The organism is Pseudomonas sp. HR96, assembly GCF_034059295.1.
Taxonomy (GTDB): Bacteria; Pseudomonadota; Gammaproteobacteria; order Pseudomonadales; family Pseudomonadaceae; genus Aquipseudomonas.
Genome location: NZ_CP139141.1, coordinates 4,651,562 through 4,672,580, shown reverse-complemented (window position 1 = coordinate 4,672,580; position 21,019 = coordinate 4,651,562). Strand labels below are relative to the sequence as shown.

The 21,019-nt window shown below is 63.2% G+C and carries 21 protein-coding genes and 1 pseudogene; 7 read left to right on the top strand and 15 right to left on the bottom strand.

From position 1 onward, the window contains the following. Positions 1–78 precede the first annotated feature (78 nt). Both rnt and pyrC read right to left on the bottom strand, forming a co-directional pair. A complete protein-coding gene (gene rnt, locus SFA35_RS20900) occupies positions 79–765 on the bottom strand; it encodes a ribonuclease T (RefSeq protein WP_320572414.1) in 687 nt (228 codons plus the stop codon). Beyond that, positions 762–1,808, bottom strand: a complete 1,047-nt coding sequence (gene pyrC, locus SFA35_RS20895) for a dihydroorotase (RefSeq protein ID WP_320572413.1) — start codon at positions 1,806–1,808, stop codon at positions 762–764. Before pyrC ends, rnt begins: the two co-directional genes overlap by 4 nt. A gap of 129 nt (positions 1,809–1,937) precedes the next feature. On the opposite strand from pyrC, the gene SFA35_RS20890 reads away from it, so the two are divergent. Together SFA35_RS20890 and SFA35_RS20885 are read left to right on the top strand one after the other, a co-directional pair. Further along, positions 1,938–2,945, top strand: a complete 1,008-nt coding sequence (locus tag SFA35_RS20890; RefSeq protein ID WP_320572412.1) for a flagellar protein MotY — start codon at positions 1,938–1,940, stop codon at positions 2,943–2,945. A gap of 248 nt (positions 2,946–3,193) precedes the next feature. After that, positions 3,194–4,411, top strand: coding sequence for an argininosuccinate synthase (locus SFA35_RS20885; protein ID WP_320572411.1), 1,218 nt, complete (start codon positions 3,194–3,196; stop codon positions 4,409–4,411). A gap of 70 nt (positions 4,412–4,481) precedes the next feature. On the opposite strand, the gene SFA35_RS20880 is transcribed toward SFA35_RS20885, so the two are convergent. After that, positions 4,482–4,937 carry a hypothetical protein gene (locus tag SFA35_RS20880; RefSeq protein WP_320572410.1) on the bottom strand — a complete coding sequence of 152 codons (456 nt, stop codon included), beginning with the start codon at positions 4,935–4,937 and terminating at the stop codon, positions 4,482–4,484. 425 nt (positions 4,938–5,362) lie between these two features. Here SFA35_RS20880 and SFA35_RS20875 point away from each other — a divergent pair, with 425 nt between their 5' ends. Further along, positions 5,363–5,989 (top strand): response regulator transcription factor, encoded by a 627-nt coding sequence (locus tag SFA35_RS20875; RefSeq protein WP_320572409.1) that lies wholly within the window; start codon positions 5,363–5,365, stop codon positions 5,987–5,989. Positions 5,990–5,992: 3 nt separating this feature from the next. Here the strand turns inward: SFA35_RS20875 and SFA35_RS20870 are convergent, their stop codons facing one another. The 4 genes and pseudogenes from SFA35_RS20870 to metG form a co-directional block, all read right to left on the bottom strand. Further along, positions 5,993–6,178: a PA3496 family putative envelope integrity protein gene (locus SFA35_RS20870; RefSeq protein ID WP_320572408.1), complete on the bottom strand. Its 186-nt coding sequence runs from the start codon at positions 6,176–6,178 to the stop codon at positions 5,993–5,995. A 119-nt stretch (positions 6,179–6,297) separates the two neighbouring features. Then, on the bottom strand, positions 6,298–6,936 hold the full coding sequence (gene nth / locus SFA35_RS20865) for an endonuclease III (RefSeq protein WP_320572407.1): 639 nt from the start codon (positions 6,934–6,936) through the stop codon (positions 6,298–6,300). 17 nt (positions 6,937–6,953) lie between these two features. Continuing rightward, positions 6,954–7,748: pseudogene (locus tag SFA35_RS20860) on the bottom strand (RnfABCDGE type electron transport complex subunit B); the annotation flags it as partial. A gap of 52 nt (positions 7,749–7,800) precedes the next feature. Further along, positions 7,801–9,843, bottom strand: coding sequence for a methionine--tRNA ligase (gene metG, locus SFA35_RS20855; protein WP_320572406.1), 2,043 nt, complete (start codon positions 9,841–9,843; stop codon positions 7,801–7,803). A 127-nt stretch (positions 9,844–9,970) separates the two neighbouring features. Between metG and apbC the strand changes: the two genes are divergently transcribed. Then, a complete protein-coding gene (gene apbC, locus SFA35_RS20850; protein WP_320572405.1) occupies positions 9,971–11,065 on the top strand; it encodes an iron-sulfur cluster carrier protein ApbC in 1,095 nt (364 codons plus the stop codon). A 140-nt stretch (positions 11,066–11,205) separates the two neighbouring features. Here apbC and SFA35_RS20845 read toward each other — a convergent pair whose 3' ends face one another. Next, entirely contained in the window at positions 11,206–11,415 is a 210-nt protein-coding gene (locus SFA35_RS20845; RefSeq protein ID WP_049862192.1) for a cold-shock protein, read from the bottom strand. A 327-nt stretch (positions 11,416–11,742) separates the two neighbouring features. On the opposite strand from SFA35_RS20845, the gene dcd reads away from it, so the two are divergent. The 3 genes from dcd (at position 11,743) to SFA35_RS20830 (ending at position 13,554) form a co-directional block, all read left to right on the top strand. Continuing rightward, complete coding sequence (gene dcd, locus SFA35_RS20840) at positions 11,743–12,309, top strand: dCTP deaminase (RefSeq protein WP_002554836.1); 567 nt, start codon at positions 11,743–11,745, stop codon at positions 12,307–12,309. 127 nt (positions 12,310–12,436) lie between these two features. Next, positions 12,437–12,649 carry a hypothetical protein gene (locus SFA35_RS20835; protein ID WP_320572404.1) on the top strand — a complete coding sequence of 71 codons (213 nt, stop codon included), beginning with the start codon at positions 12,437–12,439 and terminating at the stop codon, positions 12,647–12,649. Positions 12,650–12,729: 80 nt separating this feature from the next. Continuing rightward, positions 12,730–13,554 (top strand): transporter substrate-binding domain-containing protein, encoded by an 825-nt coding sequence (locus tag SFA35_RS20830; RefSeq protein WP_320572403.1) that lies wholly within the window; start codon positions 12,730–12,732, stop codon positions 13,552–13,554. Here the strand turns inward: SFA35_RS20830 and pdeM are convergent. From pdeM to SFA35_RS20795, 7 genes are all read right to left on the bottom strand, one after another. After that, complete coding sequence (gene pdeM, locus SFA35_RS20825; protein ID WP_320572402.1) at positions 13,499–14,203, bottom strand: ligase-associated DNA damage response endonuclease PdeM; 705 nt, start codon at positions 14,201–14,203, stop codon at positions 13,499–13,501. The genes SFA35_RS20830 and pdeM overlap by 56 nt on opposite strands. Next, positions 14,200–16,689: a ligase-associated DNA damage response DEXH box helicase gene (locus SFA35_RS20820; RefSeq protein WP_320572401.1), complete on the bottom strand. Its 2,490-nt coding sequence runs from the start codon at positions 16,687–16,689 to the stop codon at positions 14,200–14,202. The genes pdeM and SFA35_RS20820 overlap by 4 nt, the downstream gene beginning before the upstream one ends. A gap of 97 nt (positions 16,690–16,786) precedes the next feature. Next, on the bottom strand, positions 16,787–17,551 hold the full coding sequence (locus tag SFA35_RS20815; RefSeq protein ID WP_320572400.1) for an ABC transporter ATP-binding protein: 765 nt from the start codon (positions 17,549–17,551) through the stop codon (positions 16,787–16,789). Positions 17,552–17,564: 13 nt separating this feature from the next. Then, on the bottom strand, positions 17,565–18,683 hold the full coding sequence (locus SFA35_RS20810) for a succinylglutamate desuccinylase/aspartoacylase family protein (RefSeq protein ID WP_320572399.1): 1,119 nt from the start codon (positions 18,681–18,683) through the stop codon (positions 17,565–17,567). 7 nt (positions 18,684–18,690) lie between these two features. Further along, positions 18,691–19,401, bottom strand: coding sequence for an ABC transporter permease (locus tag SFA35_RS20805; RefSeq protein ID WP_320572398.1), 711 nt, complete (start codon positions 19,399–19,401; stop codon positions 18,691–18,693). Next, positions 19,398–20,126 carry an ABC transporter permease gene (locus tag SFA35_RS20800; protein ID WP_320572397.1) on the bottom strand — a complete coding sequence of 243 codons (729 nt, stop codon included), beginning with the start codon at positions 20,124–20,126 and terminating at the stop codon, positions 19,398–19,400. The genes SFA35_RS20805 and SFA35_RS20800 overlap by 4 nt, the downstream gene beginning before the upstream one ends. A gap of 67 nt (positions 20,127–20,193) precedes the next feature. Beyond that, a complete protein-coding gene (locus SFA35_RS20795) occupies positions 20,194–20,976 on the bottom strand; it encodes a transporter substrate-binding domain-containing protein (RefSeq protein ID WP_320572396.1) in 783 nt (260 codons plus the stop codon). Positions 20,977–21,019: the final 43 nt, after the last annotated feature.

Below are 21,019 nucleotides of genomic sequence, written 5' to 3'. Positions count from 1 at the left end.
ACGGATCTTAATGTTAATGAGAATGCTTGTCAAAACACATTCCTTTGCAATTCGTGACAGCCGATGAGTGGTCAGGGGTCACTCGTCGAAGTCTTCCCAGCCACCCATCTGCTTCCAACGATTGACGATGCCACAGAACAATTCCGCAGTTTTTTCGGTGTCGTAGCGGGCCGAATGCGCCTCGCGTCCATCGAAGTCGATACCGGCGGCCTGACAGGCCTTGGCCAGTACGGTCTGGCCATAGGCAAGGCCGGCCAACGAGGCGGTGTCGAAGCTGGAGAACGGGTGAAACGGGTTGCGCTTCATGTCCGTGCGCGCCACAGCTGCGTTGAGAAAACCCAGGTCGAAGCTGCTGTTGTGTCCGACCAGAATCGCCCGCTTGCAGCCGTTGGCCTTGAGTGCCTTGCGCACGCCACGAAAGATGTCGGTCAGGGCGGTCTCTTCGCTGACGGCCATGCGCAGCGGGTGATCGAGCTTGATGCCGGTGAACTCCAGCGCCGCCGCCTCGATATTGGCGCCCACGAACGGTTCCACGCGGAAGAAGTGCGTGTGCTCGGGGAATACGAAGCCCTGTTCGTCCATGCCGATAGTCACGGCGGCGATTTCCAGCAGCGCGTCGGTGGCGCTGTTGAAGCCACCGGTCTCGACGTCGATGACCACCGGCAAATAGCCGCGAAAGCGTGCCGCCATGGGATGGCGCGAACCACCGCCGCCGTGGCCGCCAGCAGGGGCGTCCAGTTCGTCGTCGTAAAGATCCTCACTCACGCGTGTTTCTCCAGCAGGCGCCAGCGCAGTTTTTCACCGGCGCGCAGCGGGATGACTGACTGCTCGCCAAACGGCAGGCGGGTCGGGGCGGTCCATTCTTCACGAACCAGGGTAATGGTGTCGCGGTTGCCGGGCAGGCCGTAGAAGGCCGGGCCGAATACACTGGCGAAGCCTTCGAGCTTGTCCAGCGCGTTGCGCTGTTCGAACGCCTCGGCGTACAGCTCGATAGCCGCATACGCGGTGTAGCAGCCGGCGCAGCCACAGGCTGCTTCCTTGGCGTGCTGGGCGTGGGGCGCCGAGTCGGTGCCGAGGAAGAATTTGCCGTTGCCGCTGGTCGCGGCGTCCAGCAGGGCAACTTGATGGGTGTTGCGCTTGAGAATCGGCAGGCAGTAGAAATGCGGGCGAATGCCGCCTACCAGCATGTGGTTGCGGTTGTACAACAGATGCTGGGCAGTGATGGTGGCGCCGACGTTGGCCGGCGCCTCGGTCACGAACTGCGCGGCATCGGCGGTGGTAATGTGCTCGAAGACGATTTTCAGCGTCGGGTAGCGCTGCACCAGGCGGACCATGTGTTCGTCGATGAACTGCTTCTCGCGGTCGAAAACGTCCACCTCGCCGCGGGTCACCTCGCCGTGCACCAGCAGCGGCAGGCCCACTTCGGCCATGGCCTCCAGTGCAGCGCTGATGTTGTCCAGGCTGGTGACGCCGGAGTCCGAGTTGGTGGTGGCACCCGCGGGGTACATCTTGGCCGCGTGCACGAAGCCGCTGGCCTTGGCTGCGCGAATGTCTTCGGGCTGGGTGCGATCGGTCAGGTATAGCGTCATCAGGGGCTCGAAAGCGCTGCCAGCCGGACGCGCCGCAAGAATGCGCTCGCGGTAGGCACCCGCTTCCTGGGCGTTGCGCACGGGCGGCACCAGGTTGGGCATGACGATGGCACGAGCAAAGGTGCGGGCCACATCGGCGACGGTGTGGGGCAGGACGGCGCCGTCGCGAAGATGGATGTGCCAGTCATCGGGGCGCAGCAGGGTCAGGCGGTCGGACATTGGGAATTCCAGGCGGTTCGAACTCCGGGGAATGCTACCGGAAAACCCGGTGGGCAGCACTCGCTATCAAGTTTTGCCACGCCTGTCCGATACCCCGAAGGTACGCAGTAATGACCTTTGGAGCCTCCCGTGCGCCAGCGCTATCTAGCCTTGCTCAGCCTGTTTGCCAGCCTTCCGGCCATGGCCCTGAATTTCCAGACCCGACTGGAGAACATCGAGTGGTCGGTTTCCGGCGATCAGTTCGAATGCCGTCTGGCCCAGCCGATCAGTGATTTCGGCGCTGGCGAGTTTGTGCGCAAGGCCGGCGAGAAAGCCGTGTTTCGTCTGACCTCCACCAGCGGCATGCTGGGCAATGGCACGGCAACCTTGTATGCCGCCGCCGCGCCCTGGCAGCCGGGGCGCGGCGATGTCAGCCTGGGTACGGTGCACCTAAGCAGTGGCGAGGTACTGTTCACCAGTTCCCAGAGCCAGGCGAGCGGGCTGATCAGCGGCCTGCTCGAGGGGCGCAGTGCGGTGGTGCGCGGCAATGGCGACGCGGGCCGCGCGGCGCAGGTGCGCATACTGCCGGTCAAGTTCGGCAAGGCTTTCAGTGACTACCAGGCCTGTGCGGCCAAACTGCTGTCGGTCAGCTTCGACCAGGTGCGCATGAGCCAGATCGGGTTTCCGGGGGGCGGCATCGACCTGGACGCCGCAGGCAAGCGCCAGCTCGACAGCATTCTGGCTTACATGAAAGCCGACCCGTCGGTGAACCACGTCGAGCTCGACGGCCATTCCGACAACAGCGGCAACCGCCTGACCAACCGCGACCTGTCGCGCCGGCGTGCGCTGGCGGTGGTCGATTACCTCAAGGCTCACGGCATTGCCGAAGAACAGATCACCGTGCGCTTCCACGGCGAGCAGTATCCGCTGGTGCCCAACACCTCGCCGGCCAATCGGGCCAGGAACCGCCGGGTAAATGTGCAGCTCGAGCGCGGTGCGCCTGTGGCGCCTGCATCGGTGGCGCCCGTAGTGCCCGCTGCTGCTCCTGCTGCTCCTGCTGCTCCGGCCTCAGCCGCGACGCAGGCACCCGCACCGGCACCGGCACCGGCCAAGCCTGCGGCCCCGGCCGCCGCGCCTGCCGCCAAGCCGGCCGGTTGAGCGGTCGAGCCTGAAACCGGCCTGGCGGCCTCGCGGGCGCTTCGCACCTCCCCACCTGGACTGCCGCCCCGCCAGGGCGGGTGGGAGCAAGACTCCCGGAGGCCAGGGGCAGGTTCCACACTCATTCAACGCGTCGCCCTGTCGACTTTCGTTGTCGCATCGCCGTCATTCGCTGTCGCGCCACTGTAAATCCATGGGGGAGAGCGGTAGAATCGACCGCTTTCCGTAGAACCCCGTGGAGTGATGGCATGGCGGACGTAAACAAGGTCGTTCTGGCGTATTCCGGCGGCCTGGACACTTCGGTGATCCTCAAGTGGCTGCAGGATACTTACAACTGTGAAGTGGTGACCTTCACCGCTGACCTCGGCCAAGGCGAAGAGGTCGAGCCGGCACGTGCCAAGGCGCAGGCCATGGGCGTCAAGGAAATCTACATCGACGACCTGCGCGAAGAATTCGTGCGCGACTTCGTGTTCCCGATGTTCCGTGCCAACACCGTCTACGAAGGCGAATACCTGCTGGGCACTTCCATCGCCCGTCCGCTGATCGCCAAGCGCCTGATCGAAATCGCCAATGAGACCGGTGCCGACGCCATCTCCCATGGTGCCACCGGCAAGGGCAACGACCAGGTCCGTTTCGAGCTGGGTGCCTATGCGCTCAAGCCTGGCGTCAAGGTCATCGCCCCGTGGCGCGAGTGGGACCTGCTGTCGCGGGAAAAACTCATGGACTACGCCGAAAAGCATGCGATCCCGATCGAGCGCCACGGCAAGAAGAAGTCGCCTTATTCCATGGACGCCAACCTGCTGCACATCTCCTATGAAGGTGGCGTGCTGGAAGACACCTGGACCGAGCACGAAGAAGACATGTGGCGCTGGACGGTTTCCCCGGAGAACGCTCCCAATGTGCCGACCTACATCGAGCTGACCTATCGCCACGGTGACATTGTCGCCATCGACGGCGTCACCATGACCCCGGCCACAGTACTGGCGACCCTCAACCGCATTGGCGGCGAGAACGGCATCGGCCGCCTCGACATCGTCGAAAACCGCTACGTCGGCATGAAGTCCCGCGGCTGCTACGAAACCCCGGGCGGCACCATCATGCTGCGCGCACACCGCGCCATCGAGTCCATCACCCTTGACCGCGAAGTCGCGCACCTCAAGGACGAGCTCATGCCCAAGTACGCCAGTCTGATCTACACCGGCTACTGGTGGAGCCCTGAGCGGCAGATGCTGCAACAGATGATCGACGCCTCCCAGGCCCACGTGAACGGCGTGGTCCGTCTGAAACTGTACAAAGGCAACGTCATCGTCACCGGTCGCAAGTCCGACGACTCGCTGTTCGACGCCAACATCGCTACCTTCGAGGAAGATGGCGGCGCGTACAACCAGGCGGACGCGGCCGGCTTCATCAAGCTCAATGCCTTGCGCATGCGCATCGCTGCCAACAAGGGTCGCAAGCTCTTCTAAGCTTGCCCTCGCCCTGTTTGCAATAAATAAACCCCGGCCTGGCTGGGGTTTTTTTATCGGGCTTTGAGGCTCAACGATGTCGCCGAGCCAGATCGCTGAACTGAACGTGATTCTCAGGGTGAGTGTTACAACTGATTATTCGCGCTTGAATGCCATGGCGTTTAACCAGCAACTCTAGTGGCTGCTGAAATTCCCTTTCCGCTAACTTGCAAAAAAATGTGTCACCAATAAGCATGACACTGTTTTCAGAGGTGGTCGTGGGCGAAGTAATATCAGCCGCGGATGTTTCGGCTGATTGAACGTGCAAAGACGCACCACTGGAAGGCGAGAACAACGCCTTGGCGTTGAAATTCAGCGTGATGAAGAACAGCACTGTGAGAAAGGGGGGGAATCCTACCAGGAACCAGATGTACACACCTTGGCTCGCCGGGTCGAGAAACGGCAGCGATGCCAGCGCTGAAGCCTCCACAAGGGCGGCCAGCAGCGCAATGATGGTCAAGGGGCTGGTGATGTTTGTCAGGTTCATGTGGCTTCCTTGCCGAGCGCTGGCCTTGCGGAGTACGACGATACAGTAGGCCAGGGTGACCGCAAGTTCACAGCATTAAATATTTTAATGGCGGGAAAGTTAAGTCGCTGTTATCGGATCCTGGTCGCTTCATCGAAAAAATAATATGTCTGGATGTTGCATGAAATATTTGGCCGGAATCGCAGTCTTGGGGATGGTTGCTCGGTGCGGATGTGTATGCAATGCTCCGGGATAAAGTTGCAGTCGGGAGTAGGGGGATGGCTGTTCAGTTCTGCAGATTTGCCAGCGTACGCTGTAGGAAATTTCCTACTTTGCTGTAGGCAGGGTCTGTGTCTGTAGTAAACCGCCGGTGTCGAATGCACAATCAGCAGCGACTAGGCTATTGTGCGCCTCCTGAAAATGAACAGCGGACAATTGGATTTGCCATGAATAAAGTGTTGATCGTGGATGATCATCCGGTCGTGCGCCTGGCCGTACGTCTGCTCATGGAGCGGCATGGATACGACGTGGTCGGGGAAGCGGACAATGGCGTGGAGGCCCTGCAGCTGGTGCGTGAGCACGAGCCTGACCTGCTCATCATGGAAATCGGCATTCGCAGGCTCAATGGGCTGGAGGTCATCAGCCGCCTGACGGCGGTCAACGACCCGGTCAAGGTGCTGGTACTGACCGACCAGGCGCCGGGGCATTTTTCCATGCGCTGCATGCAGGCCGGGGCCGCCGGTTACGTGTGCAAGGAGCAGGAATGCAGCGAACTGCTGGGGGCGATCAAGGCGGTATTGTCCGGTTACAGCTATTTTCCCAACCAGGCGCTGCATTCGGTGCGCTCGAGCCTCGGCAACGCCACCGAGCTGGATCTGGTCGGGCGCCTCTCGGGGCGAGAAATGATGGTGTTGCAGCAACTGGCCAGGGGGCGCACCAACAAGGAGATCGCCGATGGCCTGTTTCTGAGCAACAAGACGGTCAGCACCTACAAGACCCGTCTGCTGGTCAAGCTCAATGCGCGGTCGCTGGTCGACCTGATCGAGCTGGCGCAGCGCAACGGCCTTGCCTGAGGGTCACAGGTCGAAGTCGTAGTCGGCCAGCTGGCGCTGCAGCCGCCGCTCCTCCAGCAGGTTGTCGATGGTTCTGCGTTTGCTCAGATTGGTCTTTGCCACTTCCACGGGTGCTTCGATTTCCTCGGCATCCACCGCAACGAAGTCGTCATCCACTTCGCCTTCCACTTCTTCTGTTTCGTCGCTCATCATTCAGCTCCAGGCGTGCAGTGCCGTTGGCCGACCTTATAGCGACAATCCTGGTGCTGGTAAAAAAGATTTTTTCAATCGCCAGCATAGCCTGGCAATAGCGCCTCAATCGGTGTCGCTCAGTCGTCACTGGTCTTGTGCTTGTAATCGCACAGGTCTTCGACCAGGCAGCTGCCGCAGCGCGGTTTGCGGGCCTGGCAGACGTAGCGACCGTGCAGGATCAGCCAGTGGTGCGAATCCAGCAGGTAGGGCCGCGGGACGAATTTCATCAGGGCCTTTTCCACTTCCACGACGTTCTTGCCCGGGGCCAGCCCGGTACGGTTGCTGACCCGGAAGATATGCGTGTCGACCGCCATCGCCAGCTGACGGAATGCCGTGTTGAGCACTACATTGGCGGTCTTGCGCCCGACCCCGGGCAGCGCTTCGAGGGCCTCGCGGGTCTGTGGCACCTGGCCGTCGTACTGCTCGACCAGGATGCGGCAAGTCTCGATGACGTTCTTCGCCTTGCTGTTGTACAGGCCGATGGTCTTGATGTACGCCGACAGGCCTTCGACCCCCAGCGCGTGAATCGCCGCCGCCGTATTGGCCACCGGGTACAGGCGCGCAGTGGCCTTGTTGACGCCGACGTCAGTGGCCTGGGCAGACAGAATCACCGCCACCAGCAGCTCGAACGGTGAGGTGTAGGCCAGCTCGGTCTTCGGTTCCGGGTTCTCTGCGTGCCAGCGACGAAACATTTCCAGGCGTTTGGCGGCGTTCATGATGCTGGGTTGTCCTCGGCGGGCGGTTGCAGGCTGAGCAGCAGTGCTTCGGCCGCCTCGACTTCCTGATGCAGTTGGGCTAGCAGCGCGTGCTGCTCGGCGGTAGGCGGCGAGCCGAAGGCGCGGATCGATTTGTTGAACTGCGCGCGGCTCATGGCCACAGCGATTTTCGCCTGTTTGAGGGCTTTGTCGGCGTCTGCCGGCACGGCCACGGCGGCGGCGACCGCCGTCGGCGCCTGGAGGGGCACGGACGCAGCGCGGGCGGCGCGCGACGCCTGACGCTGCAGCTCGTCTCGGCGCAAACGGTCATTGCGCTGGTCGAAACGACGTCGCGCGCGGTCACGTTTGCTCTGCCGGCGGGCCACGCTGGCCGGGTCCTGAGCCAGGCCACCGACCAGGGGCACGGCCTCGGCCGAGCAGGGGATCAGGTCGATGCAGTCCACCGGGCAGGGCGCCACGCACAGGTCGCAGCCGGTGCATTCGTCGCTCAGCACGCTGTGCATCAGGCGCGCGGCACCGACGATGGCGTCCACCGGGCAGGCCTGGATGCACTTGGTACAGCCAATGCACTCGGCTTCGCGAATGAAGGCGACGACGGCGGGCGCGCGGCCTCGTGAGAGGTCCAGAGGGATGACGGGGGTGTGCAGCAGCTGCGCCAGTGCGGCGAGCGTCTCGGTCCCACCGGGGGGGCATTTGTTGATGGCTTCGCCGCCGGCGGCGAGCGCGCTGGCATAGGGCCGGCAGCCGTTGTGGCCGCACTTGCCGCATTGGGTCTGGGGCAGGAGGGCGTCGATGCGCTGGATCAGGTTCATGTCGTTACACATGACCTGGCGGCATCAGGTGCGCCGCCAGGTCACTCAGGGGTTACTTGATACGCTGGCCGGGCTTGGCGCCGCTGTCCGGGCTGAGCAGGTAGATCTCTTCGCCGCCAGGGCCGGCGGCCATGACCATGCCTTCGGACACACCGAAGCGCATTTTGCGCGGCTTGAGGTTGGCGATCATCATGGTCAGCCGGCCTTCCAGGGCGGCGGGGTCCGGGTAGGCACTCTTGATGCCGGAGAACACGTTGCGTTGCTCGTCACCGATGTCCAGGGTCAGGCGCAACAGCTTGTCGGCACCCTGCACGTGCTCGGCCTTGACGATCAACGCTACGCGCAGGTCGATGGCGGCGAAGGCGTCGAAGTCGATTTCAGCCGACAGCGGATCTTTCAGCAGTTCACCGTTGCCGCTGGCAGCCGGAGCAGCCTGGGTGGCCGCGAGGTCTTCACGCGAGGCGTCGGTGATCGCCTGCACCTTGAGCGGGTCGATTCGGGTCATCAGCGGCTTGAACGCGTTCAGCTGATGGTTGGCCAGCAGCGTGCGGTGGTCATCCCAGCGCAGCGGTGCGACGTTGAGGAAGGCTTCGGCATCGGCGGCCAGCAGCGGCAGCACCGGCTTGAGAAAAATCACCAGCTGGCGGAACAGGTTGATGCCGGCGGCACACACCTGCTGCACGAGGTCCTGCTGGCCTTCCTGCTTGGCCAGCGACCAGGGTGCCTTGTCGGCGATCCAGGCATTGGCACGGTCGGCCAGGGCCATGATCTCGCGCATCGCCCGGGCGAAGTCGCGGTTTTCGTAGGCTTCGGCAATGCTTGGCTCGGCGGCGAGGAAAGCTTCAGTCAGCTCAGGCGCGGCATCGCCGGCCACCAGCACGCCGGCATTGCCCTTGTGGATGAACCCGGCGCAGCGGCTGGCGATATTGACGACCTTGCCGACCAGGTCGGAGTTGACCTTCTGGATGAAGTCGTCCAGGTTCAGGTCGAGGTCGTCGACGCCCTTGCCCAGCTTGGCGGCATAGTAGTAGCGCAGGTATTCCGGCGACAGGTGATCCAGGTAGGTCCGTGCCTTGATGAAGGTGCCGCGCGATTTCGACATCTTCTGGCCGTTGACGGTCAGGTAGCCGTGCACGTTGATGCCGGTGGGCTTGCGGTAGCCGGCCCCCTCGAGCATGGCGGGCCAGAACAGCGCATGGAAGTTGACGATGTCCTTGCCGATGAAGTGATACAGCTCGGCGGTGGAGTCCTTGCCCCAGAAGGCGTCGAAGTCGAGTTCCGGGCGCCGCGCGCAGAGGTTCTTGAAGCTGGCCATGTAGCCGATGGGAGCGTCCAGCCACACGTAGAAAAACTTGCCCGGCTCACCGGGAATCTCGAAGCCGAAGTACGGCGCATCGCGCGAGATGTCCCACTCCTGCAGGCCGGCGTCGAGCCATTCGGCGATCTTGTTGGCCACCGGCTCCTGCAGGGTGCCGCTGCGGGTCCAGCGCTCGAGCATCTGCTGGAAGTCCGGCAGCTTGAAGAAGAAATGCTGGGAGTCCTTGAGCACTGGCGTGGCGCCGGAGATCGCCGATTTCGGGTCTTTGAGGTCCGTGGGCGCATAGGTGGCGCCGCAGTGCTCGCAGTTGTCGCCGTACTGGTCGGCGGTGCCGCACTTGGGGCAGGTGCCCTTGATGAAGCGATCGGCCAGGAACATCTGCTTGTCGGGGTCGAAGTACTGGGTGATCGAGCGCGTGGCAATGTGCCCGGCCTCGCGCAGCTTCAGGTAAATGGCGCTGGACAGCTCGCGGTTTTCTTCGGCGTGGGTGGAGTGGAAATTGTCGAAGTCCACCAGGAAGTCGGCGAAGTCGCCGCTGTGCTCGGCCTGAACCTTGGCGATCAGCTGCTCCGGGGTAATGCCTTCCTTTTCCGCGCGCAGCATGATGGCCGAGCCATGGGCGTCGTCGGCGCACACGTAGATGCACTGGTTGCCACGATGCTTCTGAAAGCGCACCCACATGTCGGTCTGAATGTATTCGACCATGTGGCCGAGGTGGATCGAACCGTTGGCGTAGGGCAGGGCGCTGGTAACAAGGATCTGGCGTGGCTCGGACATTGGGGCTCGGCTACTTGAAGTCAATCGAAGACCGAACACTATAAAGGGTGTAAGGGTATACCGCCAGCATACCCAAAGCCCTTACTATGGCCGCCTGTTTCACTCAAGCATGCAACCGGGAGTAGCCATGAGCGCCGTCAATCGCGCAGCGGTGGAAGCCGTCCTTCGCCAATATACCGACCCCTACCTCGATCAGGATCCGATCAGCGCCGGCTGCGTGCGCAGCATCGAGATCGATGGTGCCCAGGTGCGCGTCAAGCTGCAGCTCGGTTATGCCGCCGGCCTGTTCAAGAATGGCTGGGCGCAGATGCTGCAGCTGGCCATCGAGGGCATGGAAGGCGTCGAGGGCGCCAGGGTCGAGATCGATTGCCTGATCGCGGCGCACAAGGCTCAGGCACAGATCCCCGGCATGGCCAACGTCAAGAACATCGTCGCGGTGGCCTCGGGCAAGGGCGGTGTCGGCAAGTCGACCACTGCCGCCAACCTGGCTCTGGCCCTGGCGCGCGAGGGGGCTCGGGTCGGTATTCTCGACGCCGATATCTATGGCCCGAGCCAAGGCGTGATGTTCGGCATTGCCGAGGGCACGCGGCCCAAGGTCAAGGAGCAGAAATGGTTCGTGCCGATCGAGGCCCACGGCGTCGAGGTCATGTCCATGGCCTTCCTGACCGACGACAACACGCCGATGGTCTGGCGCGGGCCAATGGTGTCCGGGGCCTTGCTGCAGTTGATCACCCAGACCGCCTGGAATGATCTGGACTACCTGGTGATCGACATGCCGCCCGGCACTGGCGATATCCAGCTGACCCTGGCGCAGAAGGTGCCGGTGGCGGGCGCGGTGATCGTCACCACGCCACAGGATCTGGCCCTGCTGGACGCGCGCAAGGGCGTCGAGATGTTCCGCAAGGTCAACATCCCGGTGCTCGGCGTCGTGGAAAACATGGCAGTGCACATCTGTTCCAACTGCGGGCATGCCGAACACTTGTTCGGCGAGGGCGGAGGGGAGAAGCTGGCGGCACAGTATGACGTCGAGCTACTGGCCTCCCTGCCACTGTCGATGCTGATTCGCGAGCAGGCCGACAGCGGCAAGCCGACGGCTATCGCCGAGCCGGAAAGCCAGATCGCCATGGTCTATCAGGAGCTGGCGCGGCATGTCGGCGCGCGGATTGTGTTGCAGGAAGCTGCGGCAGTGGCGATGCCGACCATTACTGTCAGCGAGGATTGAGGGGCCGAGGCGGCCGTGGGAGTGGGCTTTGCCCCTCCCATCAATCCTGGAGGCCTGGGTATTGCGGCCCCCTTCACAAGTCTCAGGCACAAAAAAACCCGCCGGCAAAGGCGGGTTTTTTCAGAAGCTGTTAGCTCAAATCAAACGACTTGAACTTCTTCAGCTTGCATGCCTTTCTGACCGCGGGTAGCGATGAAAGAGACCTGCTGGCCTTCTTTCAGGCTTTTGAAGCCGTCAGCCTGGATGGCTTTGAAGTGTACGAACAGGTCGTCACCGGATTGTGGGGTGATGAAGCCGAAGCCTTTTTCATCGTTGAACCACTTGACGGTACCGGTTTGGCGATTGGACATGGTGTATCTCCTTGGACAAAGTTAACTGCGGTTCAGGAAACGCCCTGGCCGAGACTGAGTGCAAAGAGCAGGAAAATTCATGAAGATGTTGGACATCGGGTAGAGATTCTCAGTGACACAAGCAACACAGTGACGCCACCTTAAACCTTTTTCATAGAGGTGCCAATGGGTCTTTTGTCGGCTTTGCAAGAATTGTTGACCGAAGGTATCAGGCGCCTCAGTCCGTCGCTCGCTGCCGGGCATTTTGCGCCAGCCTTTGAACAGCAGGCTGCGGGCCGGTAAGATGCCGGGCAGATTCAATCACCTCGTTATTCAGGACACCCCGCCATGAGCATCAAATCGGACAAGTGGATTCGCCGCATGGCGCAAGAGCACGGCATGATCGAACCTTTCGTCGAGCGCCAGGTGCGTGGCGAGGGCGCCGACCGGGTCATCTCCTTCGGTGTGTCCAGCTATGGCTACGACGTGCGTTGCGCCGACGAATTCAAGGTGTTCACCAACATCAATTCGGCCACCGTCGACCCGAAAAATTTCGATGAGAAGAGCTTCGTCGACATCAAGAGTGACGTCTGCATCATCCCGCCCAACTCGTTTGCCCTGGCCCGTACCGTCGAATACTTCCGCATTCCGCGCAACGTGCTGACCATCTGCCTGGGCAAGAGCACCTATGCGCGCTGCGGCATCATCGTCAACGTCACGCCGCTGGAACCGGAATGGGAAGGTCACGTGACCCTGGAGTTCTCCAATACCACCACCTTGCCGGCGAAAATCTACGCCAACGAAGGCGTGGCACAGATGCTGTTCCTCGAATCCGACGAAGAGTGCGAGGTGTCGTACAAGGACCGGGGCGGCAAGTACCAGGGCCAGCGCGGCGTGACTTTGCCCCGTACCTGACCGCCCTTTGCCGGGCAAATGACGAAGCCGTCATGCACACGGCGGGAATTTAACCGGCCTCTGGCACTCTACCGAGTGAACTGTTCCGAATCGCGTCACGCGGTTCGGACAAAGCTCTGGAGTGATCATGAAAAGCAATCCGTCTATCACGGCCCAGCACGCGGCCAGGTTCGAGCACAACCAGGTGGGCATGCTCGCCTGGGCATTGATGGCCCACCCGTTCCCCAACATGGTGGGCGGCGTCCCTGGACAGCCCGGCCCCGACAGCCCCAACGAGCAGCCCAGCGAGCCCGGTGAACCGACGCTGCCCGATCAGCCGCCACCCGCGCCGGTAGCCTGACCTCCCCATTTGCCGATTTGCAGCGGCAGGCCTTGGCGGTAATCTCTGCGTTTCGCAGATCACTCCGACATAGGCCTGTCATGCTCGTCAATCTTCTACCCGGGCCAATTGCCCGCCTGCTGCTGGTCCTTTGCGCTTTCGCTCTTGCCCAGCCGGCGTTTGCCGACTCCGCACCCGTCAGCCAGCTGGATCGGATCGTCACCCAGGGCGTGTTGCGCGTGGGCACCACGGGCGACTACAAACCATTCAGCTATCGACAAAGTTCCGATGCCAGCTTCATCGGCCTGGATATCGAATTGGCGCAGGGCCTGGCCCAAAGCCTGGGCGTCAAGCTCCAGCTGGTGCCGACAACCTGGTCAAACCTGATGAGCGATCTGGACGCCGACAGATTCGACCTCGCCTTGAGCGGTATATCGGTGACCATGGAGCGCCAGCGCAGTGCGTTCTTCTCCGCGCCGTACCAACGCGATGGCAAGACGCCGATTGCCTTGTGCATCAACGTCGGCAAGTATCAAACCCTGGATCAGATCGATCAACCCGGCGTGCGGGCTATCGTCAACCCCGGCGGTACCAACGAAAAATTCGCCCGTGCGCACCTCAGGCAGGCGCAGATCGAGGTCTACCCGGACAACGTCACCATCTTCGAGCAGATCGTCCAGGGCAGAGCCGACCTGATGCTTACCGATGCCGTCGAGACTCTGCTGCAGCAGCGCTTGCATCCTGAGCTCTGTGCGGTGCACCCGGATCAGCCCTTTGATTTTTCCGAAAAGGCTGCACTGCTGCCCCGCGACATTGTGCTCAAGCAGTATGTCGATCAATGGTTGCATCAGGACATTGCCAGCGGTCTCTTCACTCAGCGTTTTCAGCGCTGGCTCGACTACCCTTGGCCGACCGCGCGGCAGTGACCGGCCATACGCGCTCGTCGCCCACCACGTAGATCCGCTCGCCAAGGCTGCCATCAACCTGATAGCCGCCGGTAAAGGCGCCAAAGGCCGGGAGCAGGCTGACCCGTTCGCCCAGGTGAAAGCAGGGTAGACGCAGGCGCTGGCGGCCGCGCCCGTAAAGGTGGAACACCGGGTGCACGTGGCCAGCCAGCACATGGGCTGTAGGGTGAGGGTCAGGTTCGTGTTGCAGGGCCAAGGGTCCGAGCAGCAGCGGTTCGGCGACCACCTCGAAGGCCAATTGCTCGGGCGGATCGCCAGCATTGCGGTCATGGTTGCCGCGGATCAGCGTGATGCGCAGTGCCGGGTAACGCTCGCGCCAGGCCTGCAAGGCGGCCAGGGTGGTCGGCGCATGGGAGCCGGGGGCGTGCAGGAAGTCGCCAAGAAAGATCAGCCACTCGGTTTCGTAGCCGCTGAGCATGCGGTCTAGCGCCAGCAGGTTGCTCGCGGTGGTGCCATGGGGCACCGGCTGGCCGAGCTTGCGGTAGGCTGCGGCCTTGCCGAAATGCGCGTCGGCCACCAGCAGGGCCTTGTGCTCGGGCCAGTAGATGGCCTTGTCTGCCAGCAGCCACAGTTCGATACCTTGCACATACACCACATGATAGGCGTTCATGGCGCAGGCTCCGGCCCGGCGGCCTGTTCCAGATCGCCCACCATGCGGGCGATGCGATCAGCCAGTTTCTCGGAACTCAGGCTTTCCCGAAAGCGTTCGACCAACAGCGGGAAAGCCAGTGGCGAAGGGCGCTTGAGCGCATGCAGGTCAAGGCGGCGCTCGCCCATGCGCTGCAGGACCTGCTGCAGGCGCTCGACGTCGAGCTCCTGGCGCAGCACCTCTTCCTGGGCCTGGGTCAGCAGCAGATTGCCGGCGTCGTACTGCTTGAACACATTGAAGAACAGCCCACTGGAGGCCTGCACCTGGCGGGTGCTCTTCTGCGCACCGGGATAGCCGCCGAACACCAGCCCGGAGATGCGCGCAATCTCGCGAAAGCGCCGCAGGGCAAGCTCGCCGGCGTTGAGGGAGGCGAGCACATCGGCCAGCAGGTTATCGGGGCTGAGCAGCGATTGCGCCAACGCCGCCGGCCAATCCACGGCGGTAGCGCTGAGCAGCTCGAAGCCGTAGTCGTTGACCGCAATGGAAAACGTCAGCGGTGCACGCTGGCTCATTCGTGAGGCCAGCAGGCTGGCCAGCCCCAGGTGCACCTGGCGACCGCCGAAGGGGTAGAGAAACAGGTGCCAGCCCTCGCGGGACTTGAGGGTTTCAGCCAGCAGGGTGGTTTCGGTGGGCAGCGCTGACCATTGCTGCTGCACCAGCAGCAGCGGCTTGACCGCCTGCATCGGCGCGCTCGCATAGACACCCCGGGCGGCAGCGCCGAGTTGCTCGACCAGAGCATCGGCCAGCTCGCTGGACAGCGGCATGCGCCCACCATTCCAGCGCGGCACCGCAGCTTTTTTTGCGGTGCTGCGTTTGACGTAGGCGGTCATGTTTTCCACGCGCACCAACTCCAGCTGGCGCCCGGCGAACAGAAAGCCATCGCCGGGGCGCAGGCGCGCAATGAAGCCTTCCTCGACGCTGCCCAGGGTGCGACCGCCGCCGCCCTTGCTCCAGAATTTGAGCTGCAGGCTGGCGTCGCTGACGATAGTGCCAATGCTCATGCGGTGGCGCCGGGCGATGCGCGCATCCGGCACCCGCCACACGCCGTGTTCGTCCGGCTCGACCCGTCTGTAATCCGGGTAGGCGGTCAGCGATTCGCCGCCGTAGCGGACGAAGGCCAGGGCCCAGCGCCACTCGTCCTCGGTGAGGTCGTGGTAGGCCCAGGCGCTGCGCACCTCGGCGAGCAGCTGCTTTGGCTCGAACCCGCCCCCCAGGGCCATGCTGACCAGATGCTGCACCAGCACGTCGAGGGGCTTGTGCGGTGACTCGCGCGGTTCGATGCGGCGCTGCGCGACGGCGTCGTGGGCGGCGGCGGCCTCTACCAGTTCCAGGCTGTGGGTGGGCACCAAGGTCACCCGCGAGGCCCGACCCGGTGCATGGCCCGAGCGCCCCGCACGCTGCATCAGGCGCGCGACGCCTTTGGCTGAGCCGATCTGCAGCACCCGCTCGACGGGTAGAAAATCCACCCCCAGGTCCAGGCTCGAGGTGCAGACCACGGCCTTGAGCTGGCCTTGCTTGAGCGCCAGTTCGACCCAGTCGCGCACCTCCCGCGACAGCGAGCTGTGATGCAGGGCGATGATCCCGGCCCAGTCGTGGCGCGCCTCGAGAATCGCCTGGTACCAGATTTCCGCCTGCGAACGGGTATTGGTGAACACCAGGCAGCTGGCGCTGGTGTCGATCTGCTCGATGACTTGCTTGAGCATGCGCAGGCCCATGTGCCCGGCCCAGGGAAAGCGGTCGATGGACTCGGGCAGCAGGGTGTCGACCTCAATGGTCTTGGCCTGGGCCCCTTGCACCGTGACGCCCTGGCCCTGGCCCAGCAGCACGTCCTGGGCGTGGGCCTGGTTGCCCAGCGTCGCTGAGATGCCCCAGACCATGAGTTGCGGTTGCCAACGGCGCAGCCGCGCCAGGGCCAGTTGCAGCTGCACGCCGCGCTTGTTGCCGATCAGCTCGTGCCACTCGTCCACCACGACCATGCGCAGGCTGGCCAACTCGCTCGCGGCGTTTTCCCGGGCCAGCAGCAGGGTCAGGCTTTCCGGGGTGGTCACCAGGGTGGTGGGCAGGCGCCGGCTCTGCCGGGCGCGTTCGGCAGAGCCGGTGTCGCCGGTGCGCAGGCCCAGGCTCCAGTCGACCTGCAGCTCGTCGATGGGCGCCTGTAGAGCGCGCAGGGTGTCGGCGGCCAGGGCGCGCATCGGCGTGATCCACAACACGGTGATCGGCGGCTTGGCCGGTTTGCGCTTGCCCGTGGTCGGTGGCGCGGCGCCCGGCTTGGCCAGTTTCAGCAAGGCGGCGAACCAGACGGCGTAAGTCTTGCCAGCGCCGGTGCTGGCATGGAGCATGCCCGACTCGCCGCGCTTGACCGCTGCCCAGACTTCTTTCTGAAAGGCGAAGGGCTTCCAGCCGCGAGCGGCGAACCAGGGTTTGGCGATGTCAGGCGGGGAGGGCATGCGTGAGGAAGGTTTCCCGAGGTGGTCTTTCACAGACCGTGGGCCTCGGGTAGTAATTCAATGTTCGAGACGGCCTAAGGGAGGCCGTCTGCAACGCTCACTTCAGGTTGCCGCTGAGGAACTGACGCAGCCGCTCACTCTTGCAGTTGCCCAGCACGTCGGCCGGGGCGCCTTCTTCTTCCACCAGGCCCTGGTGCAGGAAGATCACCTGGCTGCTGACCTGGCGGGCGAAGCTCATTTCGTGGGTGACCATGATCATGGTGCGGCCTTCCTCGGCCAGGCCCTGGATCACTTTCAGCACTTCGCCCACCAGCTCCGGGTCCAGGGCCGAGGTCGGTTCGTCGAACAGCATCACCTCAGGCTCCATGGCCAGCGCGCGGGCGATAGCCACGCGCTGCTGCTGGCCGCCGGAAAGAAAAGCCGGGTACTGCTCGGCGACCCGCGCCGGCAGCCCGACCTTGTCCAGGTAGCGGCGCGCGCGGTCCTCGGCTTCCTGCTTGCCGATGCCCAGCACCCGGCGCGGGGCCATGGTGATGTTCTCCAGCACGGTCATGTGGCTCCACAGGTTGAAATGCTGGAACACCATGGCCAGGCGGGTGCGGATGCGCTGCAGTTCGTCGGCGTCGGCCACGCGCATGCCGCCGGCGTCCTGCACCATGCGGACCTGCTTGCCGTCCAGGCTCATGGCGCCGTCGTTGGGTTGTTCGAGGAAATTGATGCAGCGCAGGAAGGTACTCTTGCCCGAGCCGCTGGCGCCGATCAGGCTGATCACGTCGCCGGTTTTCGCCTTGAGCGAGACGCCTTTGAGCACCTGGTTGTCGCCATAGCTCTTGTGCAGGCCGTCGATGGTCAGTTTGTACATGGGGCGAAGGTCCTCAAGGCGAAAGTAGGTAACCGCTGCGGTAGGCTTCACGGCCGGCCACATGGGCGATGACCATGCCGGCGGTGGCCATGCGCCGCAACGAGCGGGCGTAAAGCAGGCCCGCGAACTGGTTGAACACCGGCGTGACCTGGCAGGTCACCGGGTCGATGATTTCGGCGATCAGCTGATGGGCTTCCAGGTATTCGCCCGGCAGCGCGCAGAACACCAGCAGCCCACCCACGGCGGTGGCCACCGGTTCCACGGCGGCCAGCGGTGTGGCCGGGTACAGCGCCTGCGGCAATGGCTCGGCATCGCCGGCAATGGCGCCGTACTGCACCAGATAGTTGAGAATTGCCAACGAATCGCGAGTGGCCAGCGCGTGGTTGACATCGCCTTGGCCGCGCAGCTCGAGGGTCACCGAGAAACTGCCCATGGGGATGGCGAAGCGCTCGCCCAGGCGCTGCTGCAGGTGCCACCAGACCAGGGTGAAGCACTCGTCGAACGACTGCCCGCCCGAGTCGGTCGCCAGCAGGCTGGCCTGGCAGCCCAGGTAGCGCGACAGCGGCTCGACCTTGGGCCAGGCCTCGGGGGTGGTGTACAGGTGCTCCACGGCCTCGAAGTCGCAGTGCAGGTCGAGCACCATGTCGGCATCGCAGGCCAGGCGCTGCAGGACCAGGCGCTGGGATTGCAGCTGAGTTGCCGGCACCTGGCGGGCCAGCGCCGCGCCAAGGCTCTGGCGGATGATCTGCACGTTGGCAGTGGCATCCTGGCCCAGCAGTGGCTCGACTTCGGTGGCCACCTCGTCGCTCAGGTCGACGAACAGACGGTTGAAGTTCTGCCCGCTTTCCAGCTCGTAGCGGCCCAGTGGCGTGTCCATCAGCACCTGTTCGAGGCCTGCCGGATTGGCGATCGGGACCACGACGATTTCGCTGTTGAGCTTGCCGGCCGCTTCCAGCTCGCCGAGCCGTTGGCGCAGGTGGTAGGCCACCAGCATGCCCGGCAGTTCGTCGGCGTGCAGCGAGGCCTGGATGTAGACCTTGCCGCCAGCGTTCTGCGGGCCGTAGTGAAAGCTGTGGATCTGCCGCGCGGTGCCGGGCACCGGTGCCAGCAGATCATGAATGCGATGGTCCATGCTTGCCTCAGTGCGCCGGGCCGAGGAACGCCAGCCAGCGGCGTTCGGCCAGACGGAACAGGCCAACCAGGGTGAAGGTGATGGTCAGGTAGATCAGTGCGGCGATCCCGAACGACTGGAAGGTCAGGAAGGTCGCCGAGTTGGCGTCCCGCGCCACCTTGAGGATGTCCGGCACGGTGGCGGTGAAGGCTACGGTGGTGGAGTGCAGCATCAGGATCACTTCGTTGCTGTAGAACGGCAGCGAACGGCGCAGCGCCGACGGCATGATCACGTAGGCGTACAGCTTCCAGCCGCGCAAGCCGTAGGCCTTGGCCGCTTCGACTTCGCCGTGGTTCATGCTGCGGATCGCCCCGGCGAAGATCTCCGTGGTGTAGGCGCAGGTGTTCAGGGCAAAGGCCAGGATGGTGCAGTTCATGGCGTCGCGGAAGAACGCATTGAGCAGCGGCTGTTCACGCACGGCGGCGATGCTGTAGATGCCGGTGTAGCAGATCAGCAGCTGGATATACAGCGGCGTGCCGCGGAACAGGTAGGTGTAGAACTGCACGGGCCAACGCACGTAGGCACGTGGCGAAACGCGGGCGATGGACAGCGGGATGGACACCAAAAAACCGAACAGCAGCGCCGCGCTCAGCAGCCACAGGGTCATGGCCAGGCCGGTGATGTGCTGGCCGTCGGAATAAAGGAATGGGCGCCAGTATTCCTGCAAGAGTTCGATCATCGTACGGCCTCCCGGGTGCCGGCACTGTAACGGCGTTCAAGTCTGCGCAGCACGAAGTTCGAGGCGCTGGTAATCAACAGGTAGATCACGGCCGCAAGGACCAGGAAGTAAAACAGCTGATAGGTGCTCTTGCCGGCATCCTGGGCAGCCTTGACCAGGTCGGCCAGGCCGATGATCGATACCAGCGCGGTGGCCTTGAGCATGACCATCCAGTTGTTGCCGATGCCCGGCAGGGCGTAGCGCATCATTTGCGGGAAGATCACGAAGCGAAAGCGCTGTTTGCGGCTCAGGCCATAGGCGGTGGCGGCTTCCAGTTGCCCGCGCGGCACGGCGAGAATCGCCCCGCGAAAGGTCTCGGTAAAATAGGCGCCGTAGATGAAGCCCAGGGTGATGACCCCGGCGGCGAACGGGTCGATCTCGATGTAATCCCAGTCCAGCGCATCGGTCAGGCTGGTCAGCCCGGTCTGCAGGCTGTAGAAGATCAGCAGCATCAGCACCAGGTCGGGAACGCCGCGAATCAGGGTGGTGTACAGCTGCGCCGGCACGCGCAGCAGCGCGACGCTCGACAATTTCGAACTGGCGCCGAGCAGGCCGAGCACAACGCTCACCAACAGCGACAGGATGGATAATTTGAGAGTCATCCAGGTGCCTTGCAGCAGCAACGGGCCGAAGCCCTTCAAGCTGAACGCGGCGAGCCCCAGGTGCTGCAAAAGGTCATCGAACATGAATCAGGCCTTTGCCGGTCGAAAAAACGCCCACGCTCTTGCGAGCCGTGGGCGTTGTCACAAGATATTACTTGCCGCTGTACAGGTTCAGATCACCGAAGTGCTTCTTCTGGATGGTGTCGTAGGTGCCATCGGCGTGTAACGCTTTGATACCCTTGTCCAGCAGTGCTTTCAGCTCCTTGTTACCTTTGGCTATACCAACGGCGGTCTTGGCTGGCAGCAGTGGGTCGTCGATCGGCTTGCTGACTTCGTAGTCGGCGCCGGCTGGCGATTTCAGGAAGCCCAGTTCGGCTTGCAGCATGTCCTGCACGGAGGCGTCGAGACGGCCGGAGGTCAGGTCGGCGTAGACCTGGTCCTGGTTGGCGTAGGCCTTGGTGGTCACCCCGGCCTTGTCCAGTACGGCCTTGGCGTAGGCTTCCTGGATGGTGCCCTGCTCGTAGCCGACGGTCTTGCCCTTGAGCGAAGCAACGTCGGCGCTGATGCCCGAGCCCTTCTTGTAGACCAGCGAGGTCGGGCCGGAGAACAGTTCGGCGGAGAAGTCGATGACCTTCTCGCGAGCTTCGGTCACGGTCATCGACGAGATCACGCCGTCGAACTTGTTGGCTTTGAGGCCAGGAATCATGCCGTCGAAATCGCTTTCGACCCATTTGCACTTGACCTTCAGCTCGGCGCAGATGGCGTTGCCCAGGTCGATGTCGAAGCCTACCAGGCTACCGTCGGCGGCTTTCGATTCGAAGGGCGCGTAGGACGGATCGACCCCAAAACGCAATTCCTTGTAGTCCTTGGCCATGGCGCCTGCGGCGGAGAAAGCCAGGGCCAGCGCAGAAAGGGTCAGCAATGCTTTTTTCATTGTGCAGTCCTTAAAACCATTTAGATGCGTGCGGGGCACGCGA